The organism is Microbispora corallina (assembly GCF_016863035.1).
Taxonomy (GTDB): Bacteria; Actinomycetota; Actinomycetes; order Streptosporangiales; family Streptosporangiaceae; genus Microbispora; species Microbispora corallina.
Genome location: NZ_BOOC01000014.1, coordinates 179757 through 206070, shown reverse-complemented (window position 1 = coordinate 206070; position 26314 = coordinate 179757). Strand labels below are relative to the sequence as shown.

General features: G+C 73.9%; 23 protein-coding genes. 10 read left to right on the top strand and 13 right to left on the bottom strand.

What is annotated here, in order from left to right:
• Nucleotides 1-56: 56 nt before the first annotated feature.
• The 5 genes from dapE to fdxA all read right to left on the bottom strand — a co-directional run bounded on the left by dapE (nucleotide 57) and on the right by fdxA (nucleotide 4289).
• Entirely contained in the window at nucleotides 57-1112 is a 1056-nt protein-coding gene (gene dapE / locus Mco01_RS17750; RefSeq protein WP_204057981.1) for a succinyl-diaminopimelate desuccinylase, read from the bottom strand.
• A 49-nt stretch (nucleotides 1113-1161) separates the two neighbouring features.
• Nucleotides 1162-1962, bottom strand: coding sequence for a hypothetical protein (locus Mco01_RS17745; RefSeq protein ID WP_239103695.1), 801 nt, complete (start codon nucleotides 1960-1962; stop codon nucleotides 1162-1164).
• 22 nt (nucleotides 1963-1984) lie between these two features.
• Nucleotides 1985-2629, bottom strand: a complete 645-nt coding sequence (locus tag Mco01_RS17740; RefSeq protein ID WP_204057980.1) for a DUF4178 domain-containing protein — start codon at nucleotides 2627-2629, stop codon at nucleotides 1985-1987.
• A 144-nt stretch (nucleotides 2630-2773) separates the two neighbouring features.
• A complete protein-coding gene (gene dapC, locus Mco01_RS17735; protein ID WP_204057979.1) occupies nucleotides 2774-3859 on the bottom strand; it encodes a succinyldiaminopimelate transaminase in 1086 nt (361 codons plus the stop codon).
• A gap of 103 nt (nucleotides 3860-3962) precedes the next feature.
• A complete protein-coding gene (gene fdxA / locus Mco01_RS17730) occupies nucleotides 3963-4289 on the bottom strand; it encodes a ferredoxin (RefSeq protein ID WP_036332267.1) in 327 nt (108 codons plus the stop codon).
• Between the two features lie 97 nt (nucleotides 4290-4386).
• On the opposite strand from fdxA, the gene Mco01_RS17725 reads away from it, so the two are divergent.
• From Mco01_RS17725 to cysS, 7 genes are all read left to right on the top strand, one after another.
• Entirely contained in the window at nucleotides 4387-4608 is a 222-nt protein-coding gene (locus Mco01_RS17725) for a putative acetyltransferase (protein ID WP_204057978.1), read from the top strand.
• Nucleotides 4609-4683: 75 nt separating this feature from the next.
• Nucleotides 4684-5766 (top strand): ABC transporter substrate-binding protein, encoded by a 1083-nt coding sequence (locus tag Mco01_RS17720; protein WP_204057977.1) that lies wholly within the window; start codon nucleotides 4684-4686, stop codon nucleotides 5764-5766.
• Nucleotides 5767-5931: 165 nt separating this feature from the next.
• Nucleotides 5932-6708: a class I SAM-dependent methyltransferase gene (locus tag Mco01_RS17715; RefSeq protein ID WP_204057976.1), complete on the top strand. Its 777-nt coding sequence runs from the start codon at nucleotides 5932-5934 to the stop codon at nucleotides 6706-6708.
• 68 nt (nucleotides 6709-6776) lie between these two features.
• Nucleotides 6777-9251: a hypothetical protein gene (locus Mco01_RS17710; RefSeq protein WP_204057975.1), complete on the top strand. Its 2475-nt coding sequence runs from the start codon at nucleotides 6777-6779 to the stop codon at nucleotides 9249-9251.
• Nucleotides 9252-9255: 4 nt separating this feature from the next.
• Nucleotides 9256-11316 (top strand): UvrD-helicase domain-containing protein, encoded by a 2061-nt coding sequence (locus Mco01_RS17705; protein WP_204057974.1) that lies wholly within the window; start codon nucleotides 9256-9258, stop codon nucleotides 11314-11316.
• A 49-nt stretch (nucleotides 11317-11365) separates the two neighbouring features.
• Nucleotides 11366-13234, top strand: coding sequence for a sigma factor-like helix-turn-helix DNA-binding protein (locus Mco01_RS17700; protein ID WP_204057973.1), 1869 nt, complete (start codon nucleotides 11366-11368; stop codon nucleotides 13232-13234).
• Nucleotides 13235-13265: 31 nt separating this feature from the next.
• Entirely contained in the window at nucleotides 13266-14639 is a 1374-nt protein-coding gene (gene cysS / locus Mco01_RS17695) for a cysteine--tRNA ligase (protein ID WP_204057972.1), read from the top strand.
• Between the two features lie 8 nt (nucleotides 14640-14647).
• Here the strand turns inward: cysS and Mco01_RS17690 are convergent, their stop codons facing one another.
• Nucleotides 14648-15106 carry a MarR family winged helix-turn-helix transcriptional regulator gene (locus Mco01_RS17690; protein WP_239103694.1) on the bottom strand — a complete coding sequence of 153 codons (459 nt, stop codon included), beginning with the start codon at nucleotides 15104-15106 and terminating at the stop codon, nucleotides 14648-14650.
• A 96-nt stretch (nucleotides 15107-15202) separates the two neighbouring features.
• On the opposite strand from Mco01_RS17690, the gene Mco01_RS17685 reads away from it, so the two are divergent.
• A complete protein-coding gene (locus Mco01_RS17685; RefSeq protein WP_204057970.1) occupies nucleotides 15203-16144 on the top strand; it encodes a quinone oxidoreductase family protein in 942 nt (313 codons plus the stop codon).
• A 102-nt stretch (nucleotides 16145-16246) separates the two neighbouring features.
• Here the strand turns inward: Mco01_RS17685 and rraA are convergent, their stop codons facing one another.
• The gene (rraA, locus tag Mco01_RS17680) at nucleotides 16247-16729 is read right to left on the bottom strand and encodes a ribonuclease E activity regulator RraA (protein WP_036332276.1); all 483 of its coding nucleotides are present in this window, start codon (nucleotides 16727-16729) and stop codon (nucleotides 16247-16249) included.
• A gap of 85 nt (nucleotides 16730-16814) precedes the next feature.
• Here rraA and Mco01_RS17675 point away from each other — a divergent pair, with 85 nt between their 5' ends.
• Nucleotides 16815-17399, top strand: coding sequence for a hypothetical protein (locus Mco01_RS17675; protein ID WP_204057969.1), 585 nt, complete (start codon nucleotides 16815-16817; stop codon nucleotides 17397-17399).
• Nucleotides 17400-17402: 3 nt separating this feature from the next.
• Here Mco01_RS17675 and Mco01_RS17670 read toward each other — a convergent pair whose 3' ends face one another.
• From Mco01_RS17670 to mshB, 4 genes are all read right to left on the bottom strand, one after another.
• A complete protein-coding gene (locus Mco01_RS17670; protein ID WP_204057968.1) occupies nucleotides 17403-18446 on the bottom strand; it encodes an MBL fold metallo-hydrolase in 1044 nt (347 codons plus the stop codon).
• Between the two features lie 71 nt (nucleotides 18447-18517).
• Nucleotides 18518-18940 (bottom strand): hypothetical protein, encoded by a 423-nt coding sequence (locus tag Mco01_RS17665; RefSeq protein ID WP_204057967.1) that lies wholly within the window; start codon nucleotides 18938-18940, stop codon nucleotides 18518-18520.
• A 45-nt stretch (nucleotides 18941-18985) separates the two neighbouring features.
• Nucleotides 18986-19642 carry a DUF6113 family protein gene (locus Mco01_RS17660; RefSeq protein WP_204057966.1) on the bottom strand — a complete coding sequence of 219 codons (657 nt, stop codon included), beginning with the start codon at nucleotides 19640-19642 and terminating at the stop codon, nucleotides 18986-18988.
• 10 nt (nucleotides 19643-19652) lie between these two features.
• The gene (mshB, locus tag Mco01_RS17655; protein ID WP_036332280.1) at nucleotides 19653-20561 is read right to left on the bottom strand and encodes an N-acetyl-1-D-myo-inositol-2-amino-2-deoxy-alpha-D-glucopyranoside deacetylase; all 909 of its coding nucleotides are present in this window, start codon (nucleotides 20559-20561) and stop codon (nucleotides 19653-19655) included.
• Nucleotides 20562-20640: 79 nt separating this feature from the next.
• Between mshB and Mco01_RS17650 the strand changes: the two genes are divergently transcribed.
• Nucleotides 20641-22701: a prolyl oligopeptidase family serine peptidase gene (locus tag Mco01_RS17650; protein WP_204057965.1), complete on the top strand. Its 2061-nt coding sequence runs from the start codon at nucleotides 20641-20643 to the stop codon at nucleotides 22699-22701.
• A gap of 81 nt (nucleotides 22702-22782) precedes the next feature.
• On the opposite strand, the gene Mco01_RS17645 is transcribed toward Mco01_RS17650, so the two are convergent.
• Both Mco01_RS17645 and Mco01_RS17640 read right to left on the bottom strand, forming a co-directional pair.
• A complete protein-coding gene (locus Mco01_RS17645) occupies nucleotides 22783-24531 on the bottom strand; it encodes an ABC transporter ATP-binding protein (RefSeq protein WP_204057964.1) in 1749 nt (582 codons plus the stop codon).
• 1 nt (nucleotide 24532) lies between these two features.
• Nucleotides 24533-26236: an ABC transporter ATP-binding protein gene (locus Mco01_RS17640; protein ID WP_204057963.1), complete on the bottom strand. Its 1704-nt coding sequence runs from the start codon at nucleotides 26234-26236 to the stop codon at nucleotides 24533-24535.
• Nucleotides 26237-26314 lie beyond the last annotated feature (78 nt).

The window sequence follows — 26314 nt, the reverse complement described above, 5'->3', positions numbered from 1 at the left end:
GGCTTTCCCCGCCAAATGGCCGGCGAGGAAAGCCACTTTCTTTTGTGCCGGGCGTCTCAGGAGGTCAGCCAGGCCGTGAGCCGGCGCTCGCTGTCGACGATCTTGTCCAGGCTGACGTTCTCGCCCTGGGTGTGGGCGATGTCGGGATTGCCGGGGCCGCAGTTGACGGCCGGGACGCCGAGCGCGGAGAACCGGGCCACGTCGGTCCAGCCGAGCTTGGCCTGCGGGGTGCCGCCGATCGCCGCCGCGAACGCCGCCGCCACCGGGTGGGTGAGGCCGGGCCGGGCGCCGGGGGCGCCGTCGGCCAACCGGACCTCGAAGCCGTCGAACAGCTCCTTCACGTGGTCGAAGGCCTGCTCGAGGGTGAGGTCGGGGGCGAAGCGGTAGTTGACCGTCACCACGCACTCGTCGGGGATGACGTTGCCCGCGACCCCGCCCCGGACGGCGACGGCGTTCAGGCCCTCGTGGTACTCGAGCCCGTCCACCACCGGCCGCCGGGCCTCGTAGCCGGACAGGACCTCGAGGATCGGCCGGATGCCGTGGATGGCGTTGACGCCCTCCCACGACCGCGCGCTGTGCGCCCGCGCCCCCCGCGCCACGATCTCCGCCCGGAGCGTGCCCTGGCAGCCGCCCTCGACCAGCCCGTTCGTGGGCTCCATCACGACCGCGAAGTCGCCGGTCAGCCAGTCGGGGTGCTCGCGGGTGAGCCGCAGCAGCCCGTTGCGCTCGGCCTCGACCTCCTCGCAGTCGTAGAACACGAAGGTGAGGTCGCGGTTGGGCCGGTCGAGCAGGCACAGCTTGAGCTGCACCGCGAGCCCGCTCTTCATGTCGGACGTGCCGCATCCGTAGAGTACGCCGTCCTCGACCCGGCTCGGCAGGTTGCCGGCCACGGGCACGGTGTCGAGGTGCCCGGCGATCACCACGCGCTCGGCTCGCCCGAGCTCGGTGCGCGCCACGATGTTCTCGCCCACCCGTCGCACGGTGAGGTGCTCCAGCGGGACGAGCGCCTCCTCGATCGCGTCGGCGATCGCCTTCTCGTGCCCGCTCACCGACTCGATGTCCACGAGTTGCGCCGTCAGCGCGCCCACGTCCTGGGCAAGGTCAAGCCGCATGACCCCTGACCCTAGTTCACGGCGGGCGACGGCCGCCGGGGAGAGGGTGTCAGGCCACCTCGACCGCGTGGTCGGCCTTGGTGTCCTTGAGCCAGCCGTCATGCCCGGAGGCGGCCGTCCACGACACCCCGTCGTAGCTCACCTGCCGCAGGCCGTACTTCTGGGCGTGGGTCACGTACCAGGCGGCGACCAGCCAGCCGCGCTTGGCCATGGCGTCGGTCCCCAGGGCCCGGACGAGCTGTTTGCGCGCCGCCTCGGCCTGCGGCTTCGGCGGCTTGGACGGCGGCGGGTACCAGCAGTGGACGGCCTTGGGGACGCGGCCGGTGAACGCCGCCGAAAGGATCTTCGCCGACGGCTCGTGCTCGGCGTACGCGGAGCCGTCGGCCGAGCGCTGCACCGCCTGGGCCGCCTCGTGCAGCGGCATGGTCCGGTAGTGCTTGACCTTCTCCAGCGCCGCGAAGAACTTCCGGGTCGCGTAGACCGGGTCCTGCAGCTGCTCGACCGTCCCCCAGCCCTGGGAGGGGCGCTGCTGGAACACCCCCACCGAGTCGCGGTCGCCGTACGGGAGGTTGGCGAGCTTGGACTCCTGGATGGCGGTGATGTAGGCGATCTGCAGCGCCCGCTCGGGCAGCCCGCGCCGGGCGGCGACGGCGGCGATGGTGGCGGCCACCTCGGCCTGGTCGATGTCCAGGTCGAGCGAGCCGGCGGGTGTCCTGATCAGGCAGTGTTCGCCAAGAGCGAAAGGCTGCGTCTTCTTCAGAAGGTGGTAGGCCCCGTAGAAGATGGCGGCGGTCAGCAGGACGACGATGACCACGATGGTCAGGGCTGTTCTGGAGAGGCGCCGATTCACGTACGAGAACCTACCCGGCCGATCAGGGAAGACGCTCCACGCGGATCGTGCCGGGCGTCAGCGGGCGGGCGTACGACGCCTCCCACTGGCCGCCCTGGACCCGCTGGAACGACAGCAGCCGCCCGTCCGCCGCGCGGTAGTCGGCGAAGTCGAGCAGGCCGCGCTCGGGGAGCCCAGTCACGCCCTCAGAACGGAACGCCGCGGTGCCGCGCTCCACGGGGTGGAACTCCATGCCGTCCACGATCAGCATGTGCTTGGCCGGGACCATGCCCTGCGTGGGCACGTCGGTCCACAGCAGGACCTCCAGGTGCCGGGCGTCGCCCCCGCCGGGCCTGGGCCGTTCCTCGACCGACAGCCAGCGGTAGCTCCGCGCGCCCTCGTCCAGGAGGTACTCCGTCCACTGCTCGCCCTGCATCGTGGCGTAGAGCGCGCCGATGGCCCGGTAGCGCGCGGACTCGACGTACACGGTGTCGCCGACCTTGATGGTCCTCGGGTCGAAGTAGTCGGGGTCGCCGGGCGAGACGGCGGGCGAAGCCCGCCGCGGCTCCTCCTCAGGAGGCTGCGGGAAGGGAGCGGGGACCCGGCCCTGACGCGCCGTGATGACGAAGGCGCCAAGCACGACGACGATCGTGGCCAGGCTCAGCACGAGCACGATCGCTGTCGTCATGGCGCGCGATCCTACTGGAGGCGCGGCACGCCCGCATCGGCGAGATCGCCGGTCGGGACATCCCCCCGTGTGAACGCCTCCTCCGCGGGCGCCACACAGCACGCGCGGCCCGGCCGGTGGCCGGGCCGCGGCGTCAGGCGGGGCTCAGGTGGCGCGGAGGCGGTCGACGGCGGCGTCCACGCGCTCGTCGGTGGCCGTGATCGCGACCCTGACGTGCGTGCGGCCGGCCTGGCCGTAGAAGTCGCCGGGAGCCACCAGGATCCCCCGCTCCGCGAGCGCGCGGACCTGGTCCCAGCAGTCGCCGCCGTTGGTCGCCCAGAGGTAGAGCCCGGCGGCCGAGTGCTCGACGCGCCAGCCGGCGTCCTCCAGCGCGGGGCGCAGCACGGCCCTGCGCCGGGCGTACCGCTCCCGCTGCTCGTCGGCGTGGCGGTCGTCGTCCAGCACGGCGGCCACCGCCGCCTGGACCGGGGCAGGCATCATCATCCCCGCGTGCTTGCGCACCTCCAGCAGGCGCCCTACGAGCCGGGGGTCCCCGGCGACGAACCCGGCGCGGTAGCCCGCGAGGTTCGACCGCTTCGACAGCGAGTGGACCGCCAGCAGTCCCTCGTACGAGCCGCCGCAGACGTCGGGGTGGAGGACGGAGACGGGCTGGTCCTCCCAGCCCAGCTCGATGTAGCACTCGTCGGAGGCCACCACCGCGCCCCGCTCGCGCGCCCACGCCACGACCTTGCGCAGGTGCTCGGCCGGCAGGACCTTGCCGGTGGGGTTGGACGGCGAATTGACCCACACGAGCGGCACCCTCTCGGGACCGAGCGCGAGCAGGCCGTCAGCGGCGTACGGCTCCGCCCCGGCCAGCCGGGCGCCCACGTCGTACGTCGGGTAGGCCAGCTCGGGGAACACGACCCGCTCGCCGGGCCCCACCCCGAGCAGCGTCGGCAGCCAGGCCACGAGCTCCTTCGAGCCGATGGTCGGCAGGACGTCGGCCGGGTCGACCGTGACGCCGTGCCGCCGGCGCAGCCAGCCTGCGGCCGCCTCACGCAGCCGCGGGGTGCCGTACGTCAGCGGGTAGCCGGGGCTGTCGGCGGCCCCGGCGAGGGCGGTCCTGGCGACCTCGGGCACCGGGTCGACGGGCGTGCCCACCGACAGGTCGACGATCCCGCCGGGATGCTCCCGCGCCAGGTCCTGGTACGGCGCGAGCCGATCCCACGGGAAGTCCGGCAACGCGATCAAGAAATCCCCCAGTCGTGACGGGCGCTCGGGGAGCGCCCAGTTCGACGGGCCGGACCCCTCGCGCGGGCTCACGCGGCGCGAGGTCGCCCGACCGCCCGCTCGCTCAGTGCTCCTCGCCCTGCGGCGGGAGCGCCGCCACCACGGGGTGGTCCTTGTTGATCTTTCCGACCTTCGAGGCGCCGCCGGGGGAACCGAGGTCCTCGAAGAAGTCGACGTTGGCCTTGTAGAAGTCCTTCCACTGCTCGGGAAGGTCGTCCTCGTAGAAGATCGCCTCTACCGGGCAGACCGGCTCGCAAGCGCCGCAGTCCACGCACTCGTCGGGGTGGATGTAGAGCATGCGTTCGCCCTCGTAGATGCAATCGACGGGGCACTCCTCGATGCACGCCTTGTCCAGGACGTCCACGCAAGGCTGCGCGATGACGTACGTCACCTCGGGCTCCTTCTGGGTTGCACGACTCGACCGCGGTTGCTACGCCCTAGTATTGCGGTGCCCGCCGACTAGCCGGAACAGGAGGGGGGCAATCCTCGTGAGCCCTCATCTCGGAGCGCGGCTCGTGGTCGCCGTCACCCCGCAGGACGTGGGACGACGGGTCACCACGAGACGGCGTGTGCCCGGCGGCTTCCGGGACGCCGTCGGCGTGTTGGAGTCCTGGGACGGCGGCGTGCTCGTCGTCCGCAGACGCGACGGGACGGCCGTCGAGATCCCCGAGGAGACGCTGGTCGCGGCCAAGGTCGTGCCCTCCCGCTGAGCCTTCCGCCGTAGATCGGTAATGTCCCCGCGTGCCTCCTCGACCCTGGGCCGCGCGGCGCCGAATATACGGCGCGTGACCATACGTGCCTGTGCTGTAGTCGCGCTGCTCGTCTCGGCGGCCGCCGCCTGCTCCTCGGAACGCGCCCCGGACGAGCCGCTCCCGCCCCTCAACCCCAGGGCCACGAGCCTGCACGCCGGCTTCGGCACGATGGACAGGCTGGTCGACACCGCCCGCAAGGAGGGCGTGCTCAACGTGGTCGGCCTGCCCCGCACCTGGGTCGGGTACGGCGAGATCATCGACCGGTTCTCCGACAAGTACGGCATCAAGGTCGTCTCGCTGGCCCCCGAGGCCGGCAGCAGGCAGGAGATCGACCTGGCGAAGCAGAAGCAGGGCGGCGCGGACGCGCCCGACGTGTTCGACCTGTCCATGGACGTCGCCGTCGCCAACGCCGCGAGCTTCGCGCCGTACAAGGTGAAGGGCTGGGCCGACGTCCCCGACGACCTCAAGGACAACAAGGGCCGCTGGTACGCCGCGTACGGCGGCTACATGTCCATCGGCTACGACCCGCGCAAGATCCCGGCGCCCGCGTCGTACGGCGCCCTCCAGCGCCCGGGCGCGCTCGTCGCGCTGCCCGGCGACCCGCTGCGGGTGGCCTCGGCGTTCAGCGGCGTGATGGCGGCCTCGATCAGCGGCGGCCGGGCGGACGCGGCCCGGGGCGTGGACCTGTTCGCCCGGCTCAAGAAGGCCGGCATGCTCGGCCAGCCCGACCGGGCCACCGCCGTCGTCGACTGGGACTACATGAACGCGGCCCGGGCGGCCGTCGCCAAGAACGGCGACGCCACCTGGCGCGTCACGATCCCCAAGGACGCCGTGCTCGCCTCCTACTACGTCCAGGCGGTCAGCGCCCGCGCCCCGCACCCGGCGGCGGCCCGGCTCTGGGAGGAGTTCCTGCTCTCGGACGAGGGCCAGAACCTCTATCTCAAGGCGTTCGCCCGGCCGGCCCGCATGGAGGCCATGGAGATGCGGGGCAGCCTCGACGGGGACGCCGCGGAGAAGCTCCCTCCGGCGACCGGCACCCCGGTGGTCCTCACGATTCCCGAGCAGGACCAGGCCAAGGCGTACCTCAAGGCGCACTGGGCGCAGAGCGTGGGCTGACGGACCTCCCGGGCACGACCTCCCGGCGCGGACCTCCCGGGCACCACACACCTCGCGGAGGCACCCGAAGCCGTAAAGTGTGTCGATACCCCTGCAATCCCAGCAGTCGGCCTGAGATTGCGGCAACACGGCACCGGTCCCGATGTGTCAGAATGCGAGCCGATCTTGCGGTACGAAACCCCTGGTCTCACGAGGTGGAACGCCCGCGCCTACGACAGCTCCTTCGGGTACGTCTCGGCGCAGGGGGCGCCGCTCCTGGAGCTGCTCGACCCTCAGCCGGGTGAGCGCGTGCTCGACCTCGGCTGCGGCACCGGCGTGCTCACGGCCGACATCGCGGCCCGCGGCGCCCAGGTCCTGGGGATCGACGGCTCCCACGCCATGATCGAGACCGCCATCGCGCAGCACCCCGGGCTGGACTTCACGGTCGGCGACGGGCACGACTTCACCGTGGCCCAGCCGTACGACGCCGTGTTCTCCAACGCCGCGTTGCACTGGATGAGCCGCGACCCGGACGCCGTGATCGCCTGCGTCCGCATGGCGCTGCGCCCGGGCGGCCGGTTCGTCGCCGAGCTCGGCGGGGCGGGCAACTGCGCCGCGCTGACCTCGGCCATGCTCACCGCGTGGCGGGAGCACGGCCTGCGCGAGCCCGAGCTGCCCTGGTACTTCCCGACTCCCGCCCAGTACGCCTACCGGCTCGAACAGGGCGGCTTCACGGTCCGGTTGCTGGAGTACTTCGACCGTCCCACGCCACTCGACGAGTGTCCGAACGGCGCGGCCGACTGGGTGCGGATGTTCGCCGGCACGCTGCTCGACCGGGTGCCCCCGGCGACCGTGGAGCCGCTGCTGCGCCGCGTCAACGAGCTGGCCGCACCCGCGCTGCGCCGCGAGTCGGGCTGGATGGCCGACTACGTCCGCCTGCGGTTCGCCGCCGTGCGTCACTGAGGAAACTCTCGCCACCGCTGGGTGATTTGCCAGACTATGGTCTGGTCTTTTGGAGTGATGGGGAGCGCATGAACTTCTGCCTGAGTGACCTCGTGCCACCGCTGCGCTGGAGTGACGCCGCCCGCATCGCACTCCTGACCGGCCGGCCCGGCCTGCCGGACGCCTGGTGGCGGAGCCTGCCCGTGCACCGGGTCCTGGCGGTGCTGGAGCCCGAGGGCCTCGGCGAGCTGCTGACCGACCTCGCGCTGGAGCACTGGCCCGCCGCCGCCGTGGGCGACGTCTTACCCGCGCTCCACGTGCTCGACCCGGACGAGGCCGACGACCCCCAGGTGGCGATCGCCCTCGACCGCGCCGGCTCCTGGCCCGGCCTGCTCGCCCTCTCCGGGCGCGAGCTCGCCGACCAGCCGTTCATCAGGGCGCGCCCCGTCCTCACCGCCCTCTTCACGGCCGTGTTCGTACGGCTGTCGCCCTCGCCCGTGCACCGGGACGAGCCGGCCGTCCCACCCGTGGGGCACACGGCCGCCGCCCGCATCGCCTCCGTCGCCGCCCCGCTCGTCTCGGCGCCCGCCGCCGTGGAGGCGCACGACGGGCAGGACGCGGGCGCGCACGCCGGCGTGGACGGGCACGACGCTCGGGTCACGGCCGAGCGGAGCGGCCCCAGTGCCGGGGACGGCCGGGCCCCGGTGGACCACGACGAGCCCGGTCAGAGCGACGCCGCGGACCACCAGGTCGCCGCAGGCGAGCTCGGCGAGGCTGACCACGCGAGCGAGCGGGACATCGCCGACCACCGACTCGGCGAGGGCCACCACGCGGACCAGCAGGTCGCCGCCGACGAGCTCGGCGAGGCTGACCACCGACTCGGTGACGACGACGACGCGGACGAGCGCGACGCCGACCACCACCTGGGCGAGGGCCACGACGCGGACCAGCAGGACGCCGCCGACGAGCCCGGCGAGGCTGACGACGCCGGCGAGCGCGACGCCGACGACCGGCTCGATGACGGCGACGACGCGGACGACCAGGACGTCGCCGAGGACCACGACGAGCCGGGGGAAGGCGACGACCGCGACGGGGACGAGCGGGACGCCGACGACGAGCTCGGTGAGGAGGACGACCTCGGCGGGGCGCCGGGGCCGGAGACCGTCCCGGAGCAGCCTGTGGGGTACGACTTCCCGGCACTGCTCGACGCGGCCTTCGCCGACCTGGACGACCAGACCTGGATGGTGGCCCAGAACCGGGTCTTCTCCGACACCCCGACACCCGTGGAGGCGCTCGCCAAGCTGCTCGGCGTCACCCCGGCGGTGCTGGAGACCGTCGAGACCGCCCTGCGCGCCCGGGTCGTCGCCTGGCTCGCCACCCCCGAGGCCGAGCCGTACGTGGCGCATCTCACGTGGCTCACGGCGACGCTCGGAGCGGCGGCGCCCAGGGCGAGCCTCCTCGACGCGGCGGACTGGCACCGCCACGATCTGCGCTCCCTCGAGGTGCCCGCCTGGCAGGTCGTGCTCGCGACCCTGCCCGATCACCGGCTGCAGGGCGACTGGCTGGTGTCCGGCGACGTGGACGACCTGCGGAGCCGGACGCGGACGCTGTTCGAGGCCGAGGAGCGGACGCCGACCGTCTCCCGGGCGCGGGAGCTCGTGGCGTCGCTCGGCGTCCGGCCCGAGGCCGCCCAGGAGTGGCTGGAGAGCGTGCCGCACCTCGGCGCGCCGGGCGGCGCGAACGGCGTGCACCCGCCGTCCCCAGCTCCGGCAGCGCCCTCGGCCTTCACGCCGCCCCCACGTCCCCTCTCCTCGCGACAGCCCTTCCCCTCCCGCGAGCCCGTCTCCGCGCGTGAGCCCTTCGCCCCCGCCGTCCCCGCGGCGTCCGGCGTGCCCGTCGCTCCCGGTGCGTCAGCGGCCTCCGGGGTGTCCGCGGCATCCGGAGCGTCCGGGGAGCGGGGAGCGGCCGGGCCCGGGCCCGCGGCGTCGCCGGCGGCCTCCGGCCAACGGCGCCGGTTCGGGGCCGCGCCCGGCGCCCCGGAACGCCCCCAGGGTCAGCTCAAGGACGTGAGCCTCACCCGCCGCTGCTTCCGGCAGCCCGACGGCCGCTGGTGGTTGCGCGTGGACGTGACGGCGGACCACCTCGACGGCGGGGAGGTCCCGCTCCCGACAGGATTCGCCGCGTACGTGGGGCTCCACCCGGGCGACAGCCGTACGGTCCGGAGCGCCGCGGGAGAGGTCGCGGTGGCGTGGCACGCGCGCCCGGCGCTGGGCTCGCTGCAGCGGATCCTCGGCGAGGTGGCGGCGGAGGAGGGCAGCCACATCTTCCTCACCCTCTCGGAGGAGGGGATGCTGCGGGTCAGGCACCTGCCGGCCGCGGCCGGCGGCGACGACACGAGCCGCGCGCTGCGCCTGGTCGGCTACACGGCCCCCGGAGGCACCCAGGACCAGGCCGTCCGGGTCATCGCGACGAGGATCGGGCTCAGCGGGCCGGCCGGCAGGGCCGAGCTCCTCACCCGGTTACGAGAACGCGGGGACCGCGACCTGCTGTCCCTGATGGGATAGTCGGGTGCCCCGGCTCGCGATCGCCCCGGAGTTCACCCGGGACCTCGGCGCACTGGCCCGGCCGGTCCGCCGGGACGTCGTCGTCGCGGTACGCCGGTTCCTGCGCAACTCCCCGTCGGCGCCGCACCCGGAGCGGGTGCGCAACAGCCGCGACCACCGGGTGGCGACGCTGCGGCTGGCCGACCGGCACCGCGGCGTGGTCGTCCGGCAGAACGACGTCTACTGGCTGCTGACGGTGCTGCCCGACGCGGAGGCGTGGTCGTACGCCCAACGGCACCGGTTCGGCGTGAACACGGCCATCGGGGTCGTCGAGTGCTGGGACGCCGAGGCGCTCGAACGGATCGAGCCCGCGCTCTACCGGGCGGCCGAGAGCTCCGACCGGCGGCTGTTCGACGGGTTCTGCGACACCGAGCTCCTGCACCTCGGGATCGACGCGCGGCTGCTGCCGCTGCTGCGCATGATGACGTCGGAGAGCCATCTGACGGCGGTGGAGCCGTTGCTGCCGGAGAGCCAGTACGCGCCGCTGGCTGCGCTCGCGCGGGGCGGCTCGCTCGCGGCGGCCTGGCGGGACCTGGACGCGTGCCGGGCCTTCCCCCTCGACGAGGTCGACCCGGAGGACCTGGCCGAGGCGCTGCGGCGCAGTCCGGGCCAGGCGGCCTTCGCGGAGGGCCAGCACGAGCTCGACCGCATCCTCACGACGCCCCACTGGTGCACGTTCCTGCACCCGCCGCAGCACACGTACGCCAACTGGCCGCACTACGACAGCCCGGTGCTGGTGACCGGCGGCGCGGGGACCGGGAAGACGATCGTGGCGCTGCACCGGGCGGCCGGGCTCGCGCGCGCGGCGGGCGGGCCGGTGCTGCTGGTGACGTTCTCCCAGGGGCTCGCGACCGAGCTGTCGGCGCGGCTCGACATGATCGTGAACGACGAGGTGGTCCGCAAGCGCGTCGAGGTGGGCAACGTGGACCGCATCGCCCACCGCATCGTGGCCGAGGCCGAGGGCCGCGCCCCCGCGCTGGTGGGCGCGGCGGAGCTGGCCGAGCTGTGGCAGGAGGCGGCCATCGGCCGGTTCGGCACGGCGTTCCTGCTGCGCGAGTGGGAGCAGGTCATCCTCGCGCAGAACCTGCGGACGTTCGACGAGTACCGGGACGCGGCCCGCCCGGGGCGGAGCGTGGAGCTGGACGCCGACGCCCGCCTGGTGGTGTGGGAGGCCGTCCAGCACGTCGTCGGAAGGCTGCGGGAGACGGGCCGCCGTACGCTGCTGCAGCTCGCCTCCGAGGCCGCCGACCTGCTCGGCCGGTCGGTCGGCGACCTGCTGGGCGAGGAGGCGCCCGGGAGCCGGCCGTACCGGCACATCGTGGTGGACGAGGCGCAGGACCTGCATCCGGCGCAGTGGCGGCTGCTGCGCGCCGCCGTCCCGGTCGCGGCCAACGACCTGTTCGTGGTCGGCGACCCGCACCAGCGGATGTTCGACACCCGGGTGGCTCTCGCGGACGTCGGCATCCCGGCCCGCCGCTTCCACCTGAGGATCTCCTACCGGCTGCCGCAGGAGATCCTGACGTGGGGGGTGCGGCTGCGCGGCGGCGGCCCTGCCGACGGCCTCGTCCCCGGCAACGCCGAGATGTACGGCTACCGCGCCGTGGGCCACGGCCCCCGCCCGATGGTCCGGGAGTACGTCACGCCGGAGGCGGAGCTCGCCGGGCTCGTCTCCCACGTGTCCGAGTGGGTCGAGGACGGCGTCCCCACGGCTGAGATCGCCGTCACCGCCCGCACCGCAGACCTCGTGAAAACCGCACGTACCGCACTACGCGAAGCGGGCATCATGGTCAAAGTGACCCCACTTCACGGCATGAAGGGTCTGGAATTCCGCCGCGTGGCCGTGATAGGCGTGGCTGACGGAATCGTGCCGGCGCCCGACGCGCTGACCCCGGCCACGGAGGACCCCACGGCCCGGGCGCACGATCTGCAACGGGAACGGGGGCTGCTCTACGTGGCGTGCACACGAGCGGGAGAGCTGCTCTACGTGTCCTATTCCGGTCGCGCCAGTCCCTTCCTGCCTTCCTGATCCCCTAGTCTGAACTGCGGATATATTCCCCTTGCCGGTTGGACCTGCATTGAACCTGAGCCTTAGCGACATCGTGCCTCCGCTGCGCTGGACGGCGCCCAGCCAGGTAGAGCCGATCGCGAGCGACCCCGGTCTCCCCGACGCGTGGTGGCAGGCACTCCCCCTGGACCGGGCCTGCGCGGCGGTGGGGACGGCCCAGGTCGCCTCCCGGCTCGCCGACCTGACGACGGCCTGCTGGTCCCACCTGATCCTCGGGGACATCCTGCCGCTGCTCAGGTTCACCGACCCGCACGAGAGCCTGCAGACGCCCGGCCCGCGCGAGGCGGTCCACGCCCTGTTCACCGCTGTCATCGACAAGCTGCTGGCCACCGACCCCGACGAGGAGTCGGCGGCCGCGCCGGTCCCCCCGGCGCTGCCCGAGCGGCCGCTCCCCGAGGTCATCGACGAGATCTTCGCCAGGCTCGACGACAGGCAGCGGGCGATCGCCAGGGACCGGCTCTACTTCGACTCCAGCCGGCAGCCGGGCCAGGCCGCGCAGCGGGCGACGCTCGACGAGCTGGCCCAGCGGTTCTCGGTGACCCGGGAGCGGATCCGGCAGATCGAACGCGACCTGCGCGACCACGTCCTGGGCTGGATGAACGGCCCCCAGGCGGCCCCGCTGACCGCCCACCTCGCATGGCTGCGCACCCGGCTCGGCTCGGCCGCGCCGGCCGACGACCTGGCGGCGGCCGTGCCCTGGCACCGCACCGAGCTGACCACGCTCGCCATCCCCGCCTGGCGGTTCGTCCGCACGCTGCTCACCGGGTACGAGCAGGTGGACGGGTGGCTGGTCGCCGGAGGCGCCGACGAGCTGAGGGAGAAGACCCGGCAGCTGTTCTCCGACGGGCCCCGGCCCCTCGACGAGGCCGTGTCCATGGTCGCCCAGCTCGGGATCCGGGAGGACGTGGCCGAGCGCTGGCTGACCGCCGTCCCCCACCTGCGGGTGCTGGAGGGCCACGTCGTGCCCTGGCCGCGCAGCGTCAACGACAAGGCCGAGGCCGTGCTGGCCGTCGCCGGGTCCCCCCGTACGCCGGAGGAGATCCAGGCCGGCATCGGCGAGGACTACAGCATCGTCGGCATCCGCAACCAGCTCGCCTCGGACGAGCGGTTCATCCGGCTCGACCGCAACAAGTACGGCCTGCGGCGCTGGGGCGGCGATGAGTACCTGGGCATCCGGGAGATGATCGGCCGGGAGATCGAACGGGCCGGCGGCGAGGCGTCGGTGAGCACGATCGTCGACAGCCTCACCTCCCGCTACGAGGTGAGCGAGAGCTCCATCCGGGCGTACGCCGGGGGGCCGGGGTTCGAGCGGACCCAGCGCGGCTGGATCCGCGTGGCGGCCCCCGACCAGGCCGAGGCGTACCAGCCGCGGCGCGACGTGTCGACGACCCGCCGCTGCTTCCGCAGCCGCGACGGGCGCTGGTGGCACCGGGTGGACGTCAACGCCGAGCACCTGCGCGGCTCGGGCTCGCCGCTGCCGACCGGGTTCGCCGCGCACCTCGGGATGGCGCCGGGCGGGCAGCTCACGGCCTCCACGGCGTCGGGCGAGGTGGTGATCAGCTGGCACAACCAGCCGACGATCGGGTCGATCCGGGGGGTGCTGGCGGAGTACAACGCCGCCGAGGGCGACCACGTCTTCCTAACGGTCTCCGACGGCGGGGAGCTGCTGACCCGCTTCCTGCCGGCCGCAGCCGCCGGGCTGCCGCCGCTCAACCGGGCGCTGTACCTGATCGGGTACACGGCCCCGGTGGCGTCCGAGGCCGAGGGGCTCCGCCTCATCGGCGCCCGCATCGGCCTGCCCGAGGGCGCCTCCCGCGAGGAGGTGCTCGACCGGCTGCGGGACCGGGGCGACCGCGAGATCCTCCAGTTCCTCTCCTGACCCTCGGGACGCCACCGCATAGGCTCGTGTCATGCTGCGGCTCCACGACACCCGGACCAGGCGCACCGAACCCGTCGTCCCGCAGGGCGCCCGCGTCCTGCGGATGTACACCTGCGGGCCGACCGTCTACCGGCCCGCCCACGTCGGGAACCTCCGGGCGTACGTGTTCGCGGACCTGGTCCGCCGGGTGGCCGAGCGGCGCGGGCTGCGGGTGATCGCCTGCCAGAACATCACCGATGTCGGCCACCTGACGGACGACGCCGACGACGGCGAGGACAAGGTGCTCGCGCAGGCCCGGCGCGAGGGACGGTCCCCGCTGGAGGTGGCCAGGCACTACGAGGACGCGTTCTTCCGCGACACGCTCGCGCTCAACATCCGCAGGCCCGAGCACACGCCGCGGGCGAGCGAGACGCTCGACCTGATGATCGAGCTCATCGCGCGGCTGATCGAGCGGGGGCACGCGTACGAGGCGCCCGGCGGGGCCGTCTTCTTCGACGCCGCCTCCTTCCCCTCGTACGGCGAGATCTCGGGCAACCGGCTCGACCAGCTGAAGCCGGCCCACCGGATCGACGCGGTGGACGAGCGCAAGCGGTTCCACGCCGACTGGGCGCTGTGGAAGCCCGGCGAGGGCGAGCTGACCTGGGACTCCCCCTGGGGGCGGGGCTTCCCCGGCTGGCACATCGAGTGCTCGGCCATGTCGCTGCGCTACCTCGGCGACCGGTTCGAGCTGCACACCGGCGGCATCGACCTGCGCTTCCCGCACCACGAGGACGAGCGGGCCCAGTCGGACGCCGCCACCGGGCACGAGGTCGTCTCCCGCTGGGCGCACAACGAGCACCTGCTGTTCGACGGCCGCAAGATGGCCAAGTCGACGGGCAACGTGGTGCTGCTGTCCGACGTCGCGGCCGAGGGCCTCGACCCCCTCGCCGTACGGCTGGCGCTGCTGGAGCACCGCCACCGGCAGCAGATGAACCTGACCTGGGACACGCTGCGCGCGGCCGACCGGACGCTGCGCCGGTGGCGGCGGCGGGTGGCCCAGTGGGCCGAGTCCCCCAGCCGGCCCATCGACCCCGACAGGGCGCGGCCGGTCGAGCAGGCCCTCGACGACGACCTCGACGTCCCGCTGGCGCTGCGGCTGCTGCGCGACCTCGAACGGGACGAGTCGGTGGAGCCGGGCTCGCGGTTCGAGACGTTCCTCCACTTCGACCACGTCCTCGGCCTCGACCTGTCGTCCGAGATCGGGAAGGTGCCGGTGCTGCCGCCGGGGGCCGCCGACCTGCTCCTGCAGCGGGAGCGGGCCCGGGCCGCCGCCGACTGGGCCGCCTCCGACCGGCTCAGGGAGGAGCTGTCCGGGCTCGGCGTCGCCGTCGCCGACACCCCGGACGGCCAGGTCTGGACCCTCTGAGCCGTCGTTCAGGAGGCGGCCTCGGACTGCCGGGTCTGTCGGATCAGCACTCCCGTCGCGCGTTCCAGCAGGTCGCACAGCGATGAGTGCTCCTCCGGCGTGAACGCGCCGGTGAGCGCCCGTTCCAGGACGATGACCTCCCGGTAGGCGCGGTCGAGCAGCTCGCGGCCCTCGTCCGTCAGGGTGGCGACGAGGACCTTGGCGTGCACGGCAGACGGCTCGCGCGCGACCAGTCCCCTGGTCTGCAGCCCGGTGAGCACGGTGGCCATCGTCTGCTGGGTGACTCCGCACGCCCTGGCCACCTGGGCACCGGACATGCCGCCCTCACGCGAGAGCGTGAGGAGCACGGTGTACTGCGTCATCGTGAGCCCGTGACCGCGCAGGACGGCCTCGTGGTGGGCCATCAGCGCCTGCTCGGCCCGCCTGATCCGGCTGCACAGGTACTCCTCCACCGGTACCTCGGCCATCATCCCTCCTATCAACAGCATCCTGAGTTGACTCAGGTACCTGATATCTATACCTTCACCTGTATCAGGATACTGATTCAGCTCAGGAGGCTGTAAATGAAGGCCGTCGTGCTCGACGCGCAGGACCGGTTCCGGCTCACCGAGGTCGAGGAGCCCGCGCCGGGCCCGGGAGAGGTGGCCGTCCGGGTCGCCTACGCCGGTGTCCAGTGGGGTGACGTGCTCGTCCGCGACGGCCACTTCGCCGTGCCCCGCCCGTTCGTCCCCGGGTTCGAGGCCGCCGGGCGCGTCGTCGCGGTGGGCGAGGGGGTGGACAGCGCCCGCGTGGGCGAGGAGGTCCTCGCGCTGACCTCGTCCGGCGCGTACGCCGAGGTGGTGGTGGCGCCCGCGGCCCTGGCGACGGCGGCCGGCGGGCTGGACCTCCGGACGGCGGCCGCCCTCGGGTGGACCGCGCCGGCGGCCTACGACCTGGTGGCGACCGCCGGCCGCGTCCGGCCCGGCGAGAGCGTCCTCGTCCACGCCGCGGCGGGCGGCGTCGGAACGCTGGCGGTGCAGTTCGCCCGGCTCGCGGGCGCGGCGAGGGTCGTGGGTGTGGCGGGCGACGCCGATCGGACGGCCTACGCGAAAGGGTTCGGCTACGACGAGGTGCTGCTCCGCGCGGACCTCCCCGAGCTGGACGAGGAGTTCGACGTCATCCTCGACCCGGTGGGCGGCCCGGTCAGGCAGGCCGGCCTGGACAGGCTCGCGCCGCACGGCCGGCTCGTGGCGTACGGCAACCTCGCGAGCTACGAGCCGGTGACGGCGTCGGCCAACGACCTGCTCATGAGGGGCACGTCGCTGGTGACGTACAACGGGAACCTGCTCGCCGCCACCCACCCCGAGCGGCTCGCCGCCTCCGTCCGCGAGGCGATCCGCGCCGTCGCCGAGAGCCGGGTGCGGGTGGACGTCACGGCCGAGTACGACCTGGCCGACGTGGAGACTGCCGTCCACCGCCTCGCCGACGGCACGAGCCGGGGCAAGACCGTCGTCCGCGTCCCCTGAGCCGGCGACCGGCGCCCCCCGCGGCGGCTCACGGGTGGGGAGCCTCGCGGAGGCCCTCGGGATGTCGGGAACGGGCGACGATCCTCGGCACGCCGGCGGAGGTCAGACGGGGAGGCGCTCGTCGCTGACGACGACGCCGTCCTCGTCGCTGTAGACCCACTGCCCGGGCCGGAACGTGACGTCGCCGAACGTCACGGGCACGTCGACCTCCCCGAGGCCCGTCTTGGCGCTCCTGCGGGGGTTCGACCCCAGCGCCTTGATCCCGAGATCCAACCCGGCCAGGGCGACCGTGTCGCGCACGGCGCCGTTGACGATCACTCCGGCCCAGCCGTTCGCGACCGCGGACGAGGCGATCACGTCGCCCATCAGCGCGGTGCGCAGCGACCCGCCCCCGTCGACCACCAGGACCCGCCCCTCCCCCGGCGTCCCGAGCACCTGCTTGACCAGCGCGTTGTCCTCCAGGCAGCGGACGGTCGCGACCGGGCCGCAGAAGCGGGCGCGGGAGCCGTACGGGCGGAACTGCGTGGTGCAACTGCCCAGCGCGTCGCCGTGGGCGTCGAAGAGGTCGGCCGTCGCGAAGCTCATGCCGGAATTGTGGCAGGACGCCGCCCGCCGGCTTTCGCGGACCCGCACGGTTCCATCACCGGACGCCGCGTGCTACAAGTCGCGCATGCGAGGACAGCCGATCACCCCCGTGGCCGTCGCCATTGCGGCGACGGCCGGAGCCGCCGCGGTCGTCGTGGCCCTGGTTCTCGTGCTCACGGCCGCGCCGTCCGGAGACACGGCCGCGCCGTCCGCGCCGTCTGTGCCGTCCGCGGTGGCGGCGCCCGTCCCCTCATCACAGCCGCGGCAGGAGGGCGCCTCCATGGACGAGGAGGACGAGGGGTACGAGGAGCGCCTGCCGGCCGGCACGGCCTGGCCCCTCAAGCTCGGCGAGGCCACCCGGAACAGGCTCGCCGAGGCGGCGCGCCGTGCCGGGGCCGGGCCCGCCGCGCTCACCGCCGCCGTCCACGGCACGCTCTACTACGGCGTCGTCTACGGGGAGACCGAGCCGGCCGACGCCTACTACGTCGTCAGCACCGGCCTCCCCAGTCACGCCTGGACGAGGCCGGGACGCGGCGACTGGCGCTACCTGGGCGCCTACTCCGCGGACGACTGCCTGCCGGCCGCGCCCCGCACCTTGTTCCGGGTGTGGAACCTCCAGCTGTCGACCCGGTTCCCCTTCCCTGAGTCCCCCTGTGCGCCGCCGGCGTGAGGCTCAGGGGAGCGTACGGCTCTCGCCGACGGCGAGGTCCCACAGGTCGGCGGGGTCGAGGCCGTGGGACGCCCACGCCTCGCGCGTCTCCGCGACCGGCCCGAGGAGCGGCTCGCCGGACAGGACGAACGTGCCCCAGTGCATGGTCGCCATCCGCCGGGCCCCGACGTCGAGGAACCCCTGGACGGCCTGGGCCGGGTCGACGTGGGAGACCTTCATGAACCACCTGGGCTCGTACGCGCCCACGGGCATGAGGGCGAGGTCGATGCCCGGGTACCGCTCGCCGATCTGGGCGAACCGCTCCCCGTACGCCGTGTCGCCGGCGAAGTAGACCCGGTGCCGGGGCGACGTGAGGACCCAGCCCCCCCACAGGGTGCGGCAGGTGTCCCACGGCGTGCGGCGGCTCCAGTGGTGGGCCGGGACGAAGTCGAAGGACACCTCGCCGAGGCGGGCCGACTCCCACCAGTCGAGTTCGGTGACGTTCCGGAAGCCGCGCCGGGTGAACCAGGGAGCCAGCCGGGCCGGGACGAAGACGGCCGTGTCCCTGGGCAGCCGCCGGATCGTCGGCGCGTCGAGGTGGTCGTAGTGGTTGTGGCTGATGACCACGGCGTCGATCGCCGGCAGGTCGGACCAGGCGACGCCGGGAGGGGTGAGCCGCTGCCGGACTCCAGGGATCTTGCGCGACCACACGGGGTCGGTGAGGACGGTCAGGCCGCCGATCCGCAGGACGTACGTGGCGTGCCCGACCCAGGTGACGACGGTGTCGGTGGCGGCGGCCCGGGGCAGCCCCGACCGGCGCACCGGGATCTGGTCGGCGTCGCCGACGTCGGTGCGGAACCCCCCGTGCCACATGACGCTGAGGACCTCGCGGAAGTCCGGCAGCGGGCAGGTCAGGCGATCGGCGAAGCTCGACGGCCACCGGCGGGGACCCGGGGGCCGGACGACGGGGGCGACGGGGACGGCGGTGGTGGCGGCAGCGGCGGCGGGAACGGGAGCGAGGGGGACCTGCGGGGTCTCGGGGCTCTCCGGTTGGATCGTCTGCGACATGGACCCTCCCTTCAGCAGTCCATGATCCCCACGGGGAGCGGAATATTCCTCCTACGACCGGCGGATTCCGCTCATCCTTGGGACCTACTCCACCAGGGCATGACCCTGGGGTAGCCGCCGTCGTCGAGGTTCGCCAGGCGCTCGAACAGGTTCCAGGACGCGGGGTGGCCGCAGATGGCGAGCGACAGCGCCGAGGCGGCCACGTAGAGGAGGAGCATGGGCAGGCCGACGCAGGCGGCGTACTGCGTGGCGTGCCGGGACTCGTGGTCGAGGAGCCTTCCCTCGAGATAGCCGTCCTCGTGCTTGGTGAGGATCACGTTCCCGACCGTGAACGCCCCGGCGATCGGGAACGGGATGCGGTAGCCGTGGGCGTAGACGAGGCCCCGCTCCCCCCTCCGGGTCGTGGCCCCGCCGATCCGGGCGATGCACAGCCCGAGGGGCGTGGAGAGGTTGACGTAGTTCACCACCTGCCGGACCCGGTGCACACGCCGCATGCCCCCAGCATCCGCGCGGCCCACCGGAGCCGCAAGCACCGCGCCTCAGGATCTGCCGTACGACCGCAGGAGCCAGGACCCCTTGGACCGGGTGACGACGACGGCGGCCGCGACGGCCACGGCCCCGCCGTACAGGTAGACGAACCCGGAGGTGTCGCCCGCGATGACGAGGTCGCCCGCGGCCTGCGGGGTGGCGAGCAGGAAGGAGCTGACGAGCCACCCGGCGGCGGGCATCAGCGCGGCCAGCTTGCCGCCCATCAGCCGGCCCGTCGCGTACGGCACGGCGAACAGCGCCGCCAGCCACACGATCGCGGCCCCCGGGATCTCGCCGACGTACCAGGCGTGCTCGAACCCGCCGACCACGCCGAGGACCAGCCCGAGGAGGAACAGCACGCCGTAGACGGCGCCCGTGAGGGCCCCCGCCAGCGGTCCGCTCATGGCCTCGTCACCCGCGGCGGTCTGGCCGTACGCCCCCGCCGGCGGCCCGAACGGGCCGTACGGACCGGCGGGACCCTGACCGTCAGACCCCGGCCGGCCAGGCGTCGCCCAACCGGCCGGCGCGGCGGGACCCTGACCGTGAGGCCCGGCCGGCCACGCGGCGCCCCCGTCGTACGGGCCGGGCTGCGGGTGACCGTCGGCGGGCACGGGACCGCCGGCCGGCGTGCCGGGTCCGGCCTCGCGTCCGGGCGTCTCCTCGGTCATGCGGCCGACCCTAGCCGATGCCCGCGAACAGATCGGTCTCCCGGTTGTGCGGCTCGCCAAGGCCGCCCGCCTCGTACGGCGCGCCGATTCCAGGCGGGCCGGGCACGCCCGCGCGCAGGATGTAGTGCTCGACGCCGAAGGCCTGCTGCCCGATGTTGTTCGACAGCGCGAACCACGGCGCGTCCACCGCGATCTGCGAGGCGTGCGCGCGCATCGCGTCGAGCTTCGCCTCCACGTACGGCCGGGCGTCGATCTCGGTGGTGACGTCCTCGTCCGCGCACCCGAACGGCATGTCGTCGACGTCGTCCGGCGCCCAGAACTCCACGGCGGCCTCGCGCATCGCCTCGGCCGCCCGCTTCATCACCGACCTCGGAACGGCCGTGTGGTAGAACTTGGCGATCCGCCAGGGCTCGCCGCCGGGCAGGGTCGGGTCGGCGGCGCGCTGGAAGGCCAGCCGGGCCACCCGGTGGGCCTGGATGTGGTCGGGGTGGCCGTAGAAGCCGTTCTCGTCGTAGGTGACCAGGACCTGCGGCCGCACCTCCCGGATGATCTTCACGAGCTCGTCGGCGGCCTCCTCGAGGTCGGCCCGCCAGAAGCAGCCGGGGTTGTCGTTCGAGGCGACGCCCATCATGCCGGAGTCGCGCCACCGGCCGGCGCCCCCGAGGAAGCGGTGGTCGGTCACGCCGAGCGCCTTGCACGCGGCGGCCAGCTCGCCGATCCGGTACTGCCCGAGGGTGTCGTCGCGGTCCGCGGCGCGGTGCGCGAGCTCCTGCGGGATGATCTCCCCCTCCTCGCCGAGGGTGCAGGTCACCAGGGTGACGTGGGCGCCCTCGGCCACATACTTCGCCATGGTCGCCCCGGTGCCGATCGACTCGTCGTCGGGGTGGGCGTGCACGAGCAGCAAACGACGGTCCGTCATGGATCCGAGCCTAGGTCATGGGCCGGTCCGGCCGATCGGCCCCGCCGACGGGGCCCCCGAGCTGGCAGTATGAGGGGCTATGACTGAGAGTTTCCCACGGATGCAGGCGAGGACGCGGCGGTTCACCCTCGGGGTGCCCCGCGGATTCACGATCTCTCCGGACGGCGGCCGCGCGATCTTCCTGAGGACCAGGTCCGGCACCGACCCCGTCACCTGCCTGTGGGAGCTCGACGTCGCCACGGGCGCGGAACGGATCGTCGTCGACCCGCTCGGGCTCGGCCCGGCCGACGAGGACCTGCCGCCGGAGGAGCGGGCGCGCCGTGAGCGGATGCGGGAGGCCGCGGGCGGCGTGGTGGCCTACGCCACCGACCGCGAGGCCCGGCTGGCCGTCTTCGCGCTGTCCGGCGAGCTGTACCTGGCCGATCTCGCCGGCGAGGGCCGGGTCCGCCGCCTGCCCGCCGCGGGCCCGGTGATCGACCCCCGCCTCGACCCCGCCGGCTCCCGGGTCGCGTACGTCACCGGGGGCGCCCTGCACGTCCTCGACCTCGCGAGCGAGGCGGACACGGTGCTCGCCGCCCCGGAGGGCGACCAGATCTCCTACGGCCTGGCCGAGTTCATCGCCGCAGAGGAGATGGACCGGATGCGCGGCTACTGGTGGTCTCCCTCGGGCGACCGGCTGCTGGTGGCCCGGGTGGACGAGTCGCCGGTCGCGCTGTGGCACATCGCCGACCCGGCCAACCCCGCGCGCCCGGCGACGCCGCAGCGCTACCCGGCCGCCGGGACGGCCAACGCCGAGGTCACGCTCTTCGTGATCGGGCTGGACGGCTCGCGGGTGGCCGTGCCGTACGAGCAGGAGTACCTGGCCACGGCCCTGTGGGACGCCCACGGCCTCGCCCTCGTCACGCTCTCCCGCGACCAGCGCTCGATGCGCCTGCTGGCCGCCGACCCCGCCACCGGGGAGACGTCGCTCGTCCGCGAGGACATCGACCCGGCCTGGATCGACATCGTCCCCGGCGTGCCGGCCCGCCTGTCCGACGGGACCCTCGTCTGGGTGGCCGACTCCGGCGGAGGCCGCCGGCTCGTGGTCGGCTCCGAGCCCGTCACACCCCCCTCGCTGCAGGTCCGCGCCGTGCTCGACGTCGACGGCGACACCGTGCTCTTCCAGGCCGCCGCCGAGCCGACCGAGATCCACCTGTGGACGTACGCCGCCGGCTCGCTGTCCCCGGTGACCACCGAGCCGGGCGTCCACGCGGGACGGCTGTCGGGGGGCGTGACCGTCGTCGCGCGGCAGAGCCTCGACATCGAGGGCACGTCGGTCACCGTCGTACGCCCCGGCGGCACGACGGCGGCCATCCGGTCGGCGGCCGAGCGTCCCGGCCTGGAGCCGCGGGTGTCCCTCATGCGGGCCGGCGCGCGCGGGCTGTCCACCGCCGTATTGCTGCCGTCCTGGCACGTGCCCGGCTCGGCGCGGCTGCCCGTCCTCATGGACCCGTACGGCGGCCCGCACGCGCAGCGGGTCCTCCAGGCGCGGCGCATGTTCCTGGAGTCCCAGTGGTGGGCGGAGCAGGGCTTCGCCGTCGTCGTGGCCGACGGCCGGGGGACGCCCGGGCGCGGGCCGGCCTTCGAGCGGGAGATGCTCCACGACTTCACGCTCTCACTGGAGGACCAGGTGGACGCCCTCCAGGGCGTGGCCGCGCAGTACCCCGACGACCTCGACCTGACCAAGGTGGCCATCCGCGGCTGGTCGTTCGGCGGCTACCTGGCGGCGCTGGCCGTGCTGCGCCGACCGGACGTGTTCCACGCGGCCGTCGCCGGGGCCCCGGTCACCGACTGGCGGCTCTACGACACCTGCTACACCGAGCGCTACCTGGGCCACCCGGACGAGGGCCACTACGAGGCGTCCTCGCTGCTGGGCGACGCGGAGAAGCTGGAGCGGCCGCTCATGCTCGTCCACGGCCTGGCCGACGACAACGTGGTGGCGGCCCACACGCTGCGGCTGTCGTCCGCCCTGCTCGCGGCGGGCCGCGCGCACACCGTGCTCCCGCTGTCCGGGGTCACCCACATGACGCCGCAGGAGGTCGTCGCGGAGAACCTGCTGCTGCTCCAGCTCGACTTCCTCAGGAAGTCCCTGCAGATCTGATCCGGCGAGGAGAGGGGATCGGGTGTGGACCCACCCGATCCCCTCGGCTCCTCTGCCCGCCCCGCGGCGGGTCATCTCTCGTCAGCCGGACGTGCCGTGCCAGCTGTCCCACAGGGCCGCGTACGCGCCCCTGGCCGCGACCAGCTCGTCGTGGGAGCCCAGCTCGCTGATGCGGCCGTCCTCCACCACCGCCACCCGGTCGGCGTCGTGCGCCGTGTACAGGCGGTGGGCGATCGCGATCACGGTCCGGCCCTCCAGGACGGCGGCCAGCGACCGCTCCAGGTGGCGGGCCTCCCGCGGGTCGATCAGCGAGGTCGCCTCGTCGAGCACCAGCGTGTGCGGGTCGGCCAGCACGAGCCGGGCGAGCGCGATCTGCTGCGCGTGGGCCGGGGAGACGGTCGTGCCGCCCGACCCGACCACGGTGTCCAGCCCCTCGTCGAGGGACGCCACCCACTCCCAGGCGTCCACGGCCTCCAGCGCGCGGCGCACCTGTTCGTCTCCGGCCTCCGGCCGGGCGATGAGCAGGTTGTCCCGGAGCGTGCCCCGGAACACGTGGTGCTCCTGGGTCACCAGCGCCACGTGGCCGCGCAGCTCGCCCAGCGGCAGCTCGACGAGCGGGACGCCGCCGACCGTGACCGAGCCGCTGCGCGGACCGTGGATGCCCGCGAGCAGGCGTCCCAGCGTCGACTTGCCGGCGCCGGACGGGCCGACCATAGCCAGCCGCTCCCCCGCACGGACGTCGAGGTCGATGCCGTGCAGCACGTCGCGGCCCTCCCGGTAGGCGTACCGGACGCGGTCCGCCCGCAGTTCCTCGCCCTCGGGGCGGCGGCCGCCGGGCGCCCGGTCCTCGGGCACGTTCGCCACACCCAGCAGCCGGGCCATGGACGCCCCGCCGACCTGCAGCTCGTCGATCCACGACAGCAGGCGGTCGAGCGGGTCGATGAGCTGCTGGACGTACAGGGTGGCGGCGGTGACCTGGGCGAGTGACACCCAGCCGCGGGTGTAGAAGAGGCCGCCGAGCAGCAGGGTCGCCACGACCGGCACCACGTAGCCGAGCTCAACCACGGGGAACCACACCATCCGCAGGCCCAGCGTGTAGCGCTCGGCCGCGAACGACCCGGCGATGTCCCGGTCGGTCCGCTCACGGCGGCGGCGCTCCAGCCCGAGGGCCTCGACGGTCCGCGCGCCCTCGACGGTCTCGGCCAGCCCCTCGGTCATCTCCGCGTACGCCGCGTTCTCCCGCAGGTAGCCGTCCCTGGCCCGGCCGAGGTACCACTTGGTGGAGATCCACAGCAGCGGAACGGCCGCCAGCGAGGGCAGGGCCATGATCGGGCCGACCAGGAGCACCGCGCCCACCCCGAACGCCCCGGCCACCACGGCGATCATCGTCTCGGGCACAGCGTGCCGCACCGTTCGCGACAGGGCGTCCACGTCGCGGGAGGTACGGGTGATCAGGTCGCCCGAGCCGGCCCGCTCGACCGTGGACAGCGGCAGCGCGAGCACCTGGTCGACGAAGTCCTCCCGCAGCTCGGCGAGGACCTTCTCGCCCAGGCGCGACGAGGCGTAGACGGCGAACCTGATCAGGACCGCCTGGAGCACCACGAACGCGACGATCGCCAGCGCGATGACGTCCACGCCCGTGTCGGCCGTCCCGTCGGCCACCGACTGCACCAGCTCGCCGAGCAGCCGAGGGGCGGCCAGGCCCGCGACCGCAGCGAGCGCGTGCAGCACCAGCGCGGCGGCGAGCTCACGCGGGTACTTCAGCGTCAGCCGCCGCGCGTAGGCGCGCACCTGCGCCCGGTCGGCGACCGGCAGGATCTCGCGGGCCATCTCAGGCCTCCCCTCGGGTGACGGTCGATCGGTATCCAGGCTCCGCCGCGAGCAGCTCCCGGTGGGTGCCCTCGGCCCGCACGCGGCCGTCCTCGACGTACAGGACGAGGTCGGCCCGGTCGAGGACGAGCGGGCTCGTCGTGCAGACCAGGGTGGTGCGCCCGGCGCGGGCCTTGCCCAGCCGCTCCGCGACGCGCGCCTCGGTGTGCGCGTCGACGGCGCTGGTCGGCTCGACCAGGATCAGGATCTCCGGGTCGGCGAGCAGCGCCCGTGCCAGCCGCAGCCGCTGCTGCTGGCCGCCGGAGAACTCCCGGCCCGACTCGGCCACGTGCGCGTCCAGTCCCTCGGGCAGGGCCTGGACGATGTCCTCGGCGCAGGCCGCGTACAGGGCCTGGCGGACATCGCCGTCGGTGGCCGCGCCCCGGACGTCCAGCTCGTCGCGCAGGCGTCCGGTGAACAGCCGGGCGGCGTTGTCGGCCACCAGGACGTGCCTGCGGACCTCGGCGACGGGCAGGTCCGCGAGCGGGACGCCGTCCAGCGTCACCTCGCCCGGCGCGTACCGGCCGAGGCGGTCGGCGATCGCGATCGCCTCCTCCGGGGTCGCGGCGGCCAGCGCGGTGAGCCTGCCGGGCCGCACGGCGACGCCGGACCCGCCGTCCCGCAGGACGCCGTGCTCCAGCACGCCGTCAGGGAGGACGGCGGACCCGCCGGCGATCTCGGGCTCCAGCGCCAGGATCCGGCAGACGCGCCGGGCGGCGACGTGCCCCTTGGTCACCTTGTCGGCGGCCTCGGTCAGCGTCCGCAGCGGCGCGATCAGGAAGACCGCGTAGCCGTAGAAGGCCACCAGCTGGCCTGCGCTGATCCGCCCGTCGAGGGCGAAGTGCGCGCCCAGCCACGTGACGCAGCCGACGAGCACGCCGGGCAGCAGGATCTGGGCGCCCTCCAGCGCCGACTCCACGGCCGCCACCCGCACGCCCGCGTGCCGGACGCGCTGCGACTCCTCGCGGTACCGCGCGGCGAAGACCTGCTCGCCGCCGATGCCGCGCAGCACCCGCAGGCCGGCCACGATGTCGGCCGCGCGCGTCGCGAGGTCGCCCTGGAGGTCGCGCTGCACGTGCTGCCGGCGGTGCAGCGGCCGCAGGAGCGGGCCGACGGCCGCCGCCATGACCGGCACGCCGACGAGCACGGTGAGCCCCAGCGGGAGCGAGGTGGCGATCAGGATCACCGTCACCGTCGCGATCGCGACGATCGCGCCGATCCCCCGGAGAAGGATCTCCATCGCGTTGCCGACGTGGGCGATGTCGGAGTTGCCGACGCTCACCACCTCGCCGGTCGACAGGCGTTTGGGCAGGGTCGCGCCCAGCCGGGTCGCATGGCGGACCGTCACCTGCACGGTCCGGTAGGCGGCCGACAGCCAGGTGAGGACCGCGAACCGGTGCCGGAACGTTCCGGCCGCGGCCTGGAGCACGCCGAGCCCCAGCACGACGGCCGACCAGCGGGCCAGCAGCCCGACGTCCCTCGCGGCGAGCGCGTCGATGCCCTTGCCCAGGGCCGCGGGCACGAGGGCCTGGCCCAGCCACCAGACGATGGCGAAGGCGATGCCGATCACCAGCCGGCGCCCCTGGACGCGCGCCACCCACCACAGGTACCGGAGGGGACCGCGGGTGTCGGGAGTGCCGGGATCGCCGGCAGGCAAGGAGTACATGGTCATTCCAGGCTCGCAAGATCCCAGGTCACGGGGCAAACGGTTTTCCATGCTACGGCCCTGTCAATCTGGGTTGAC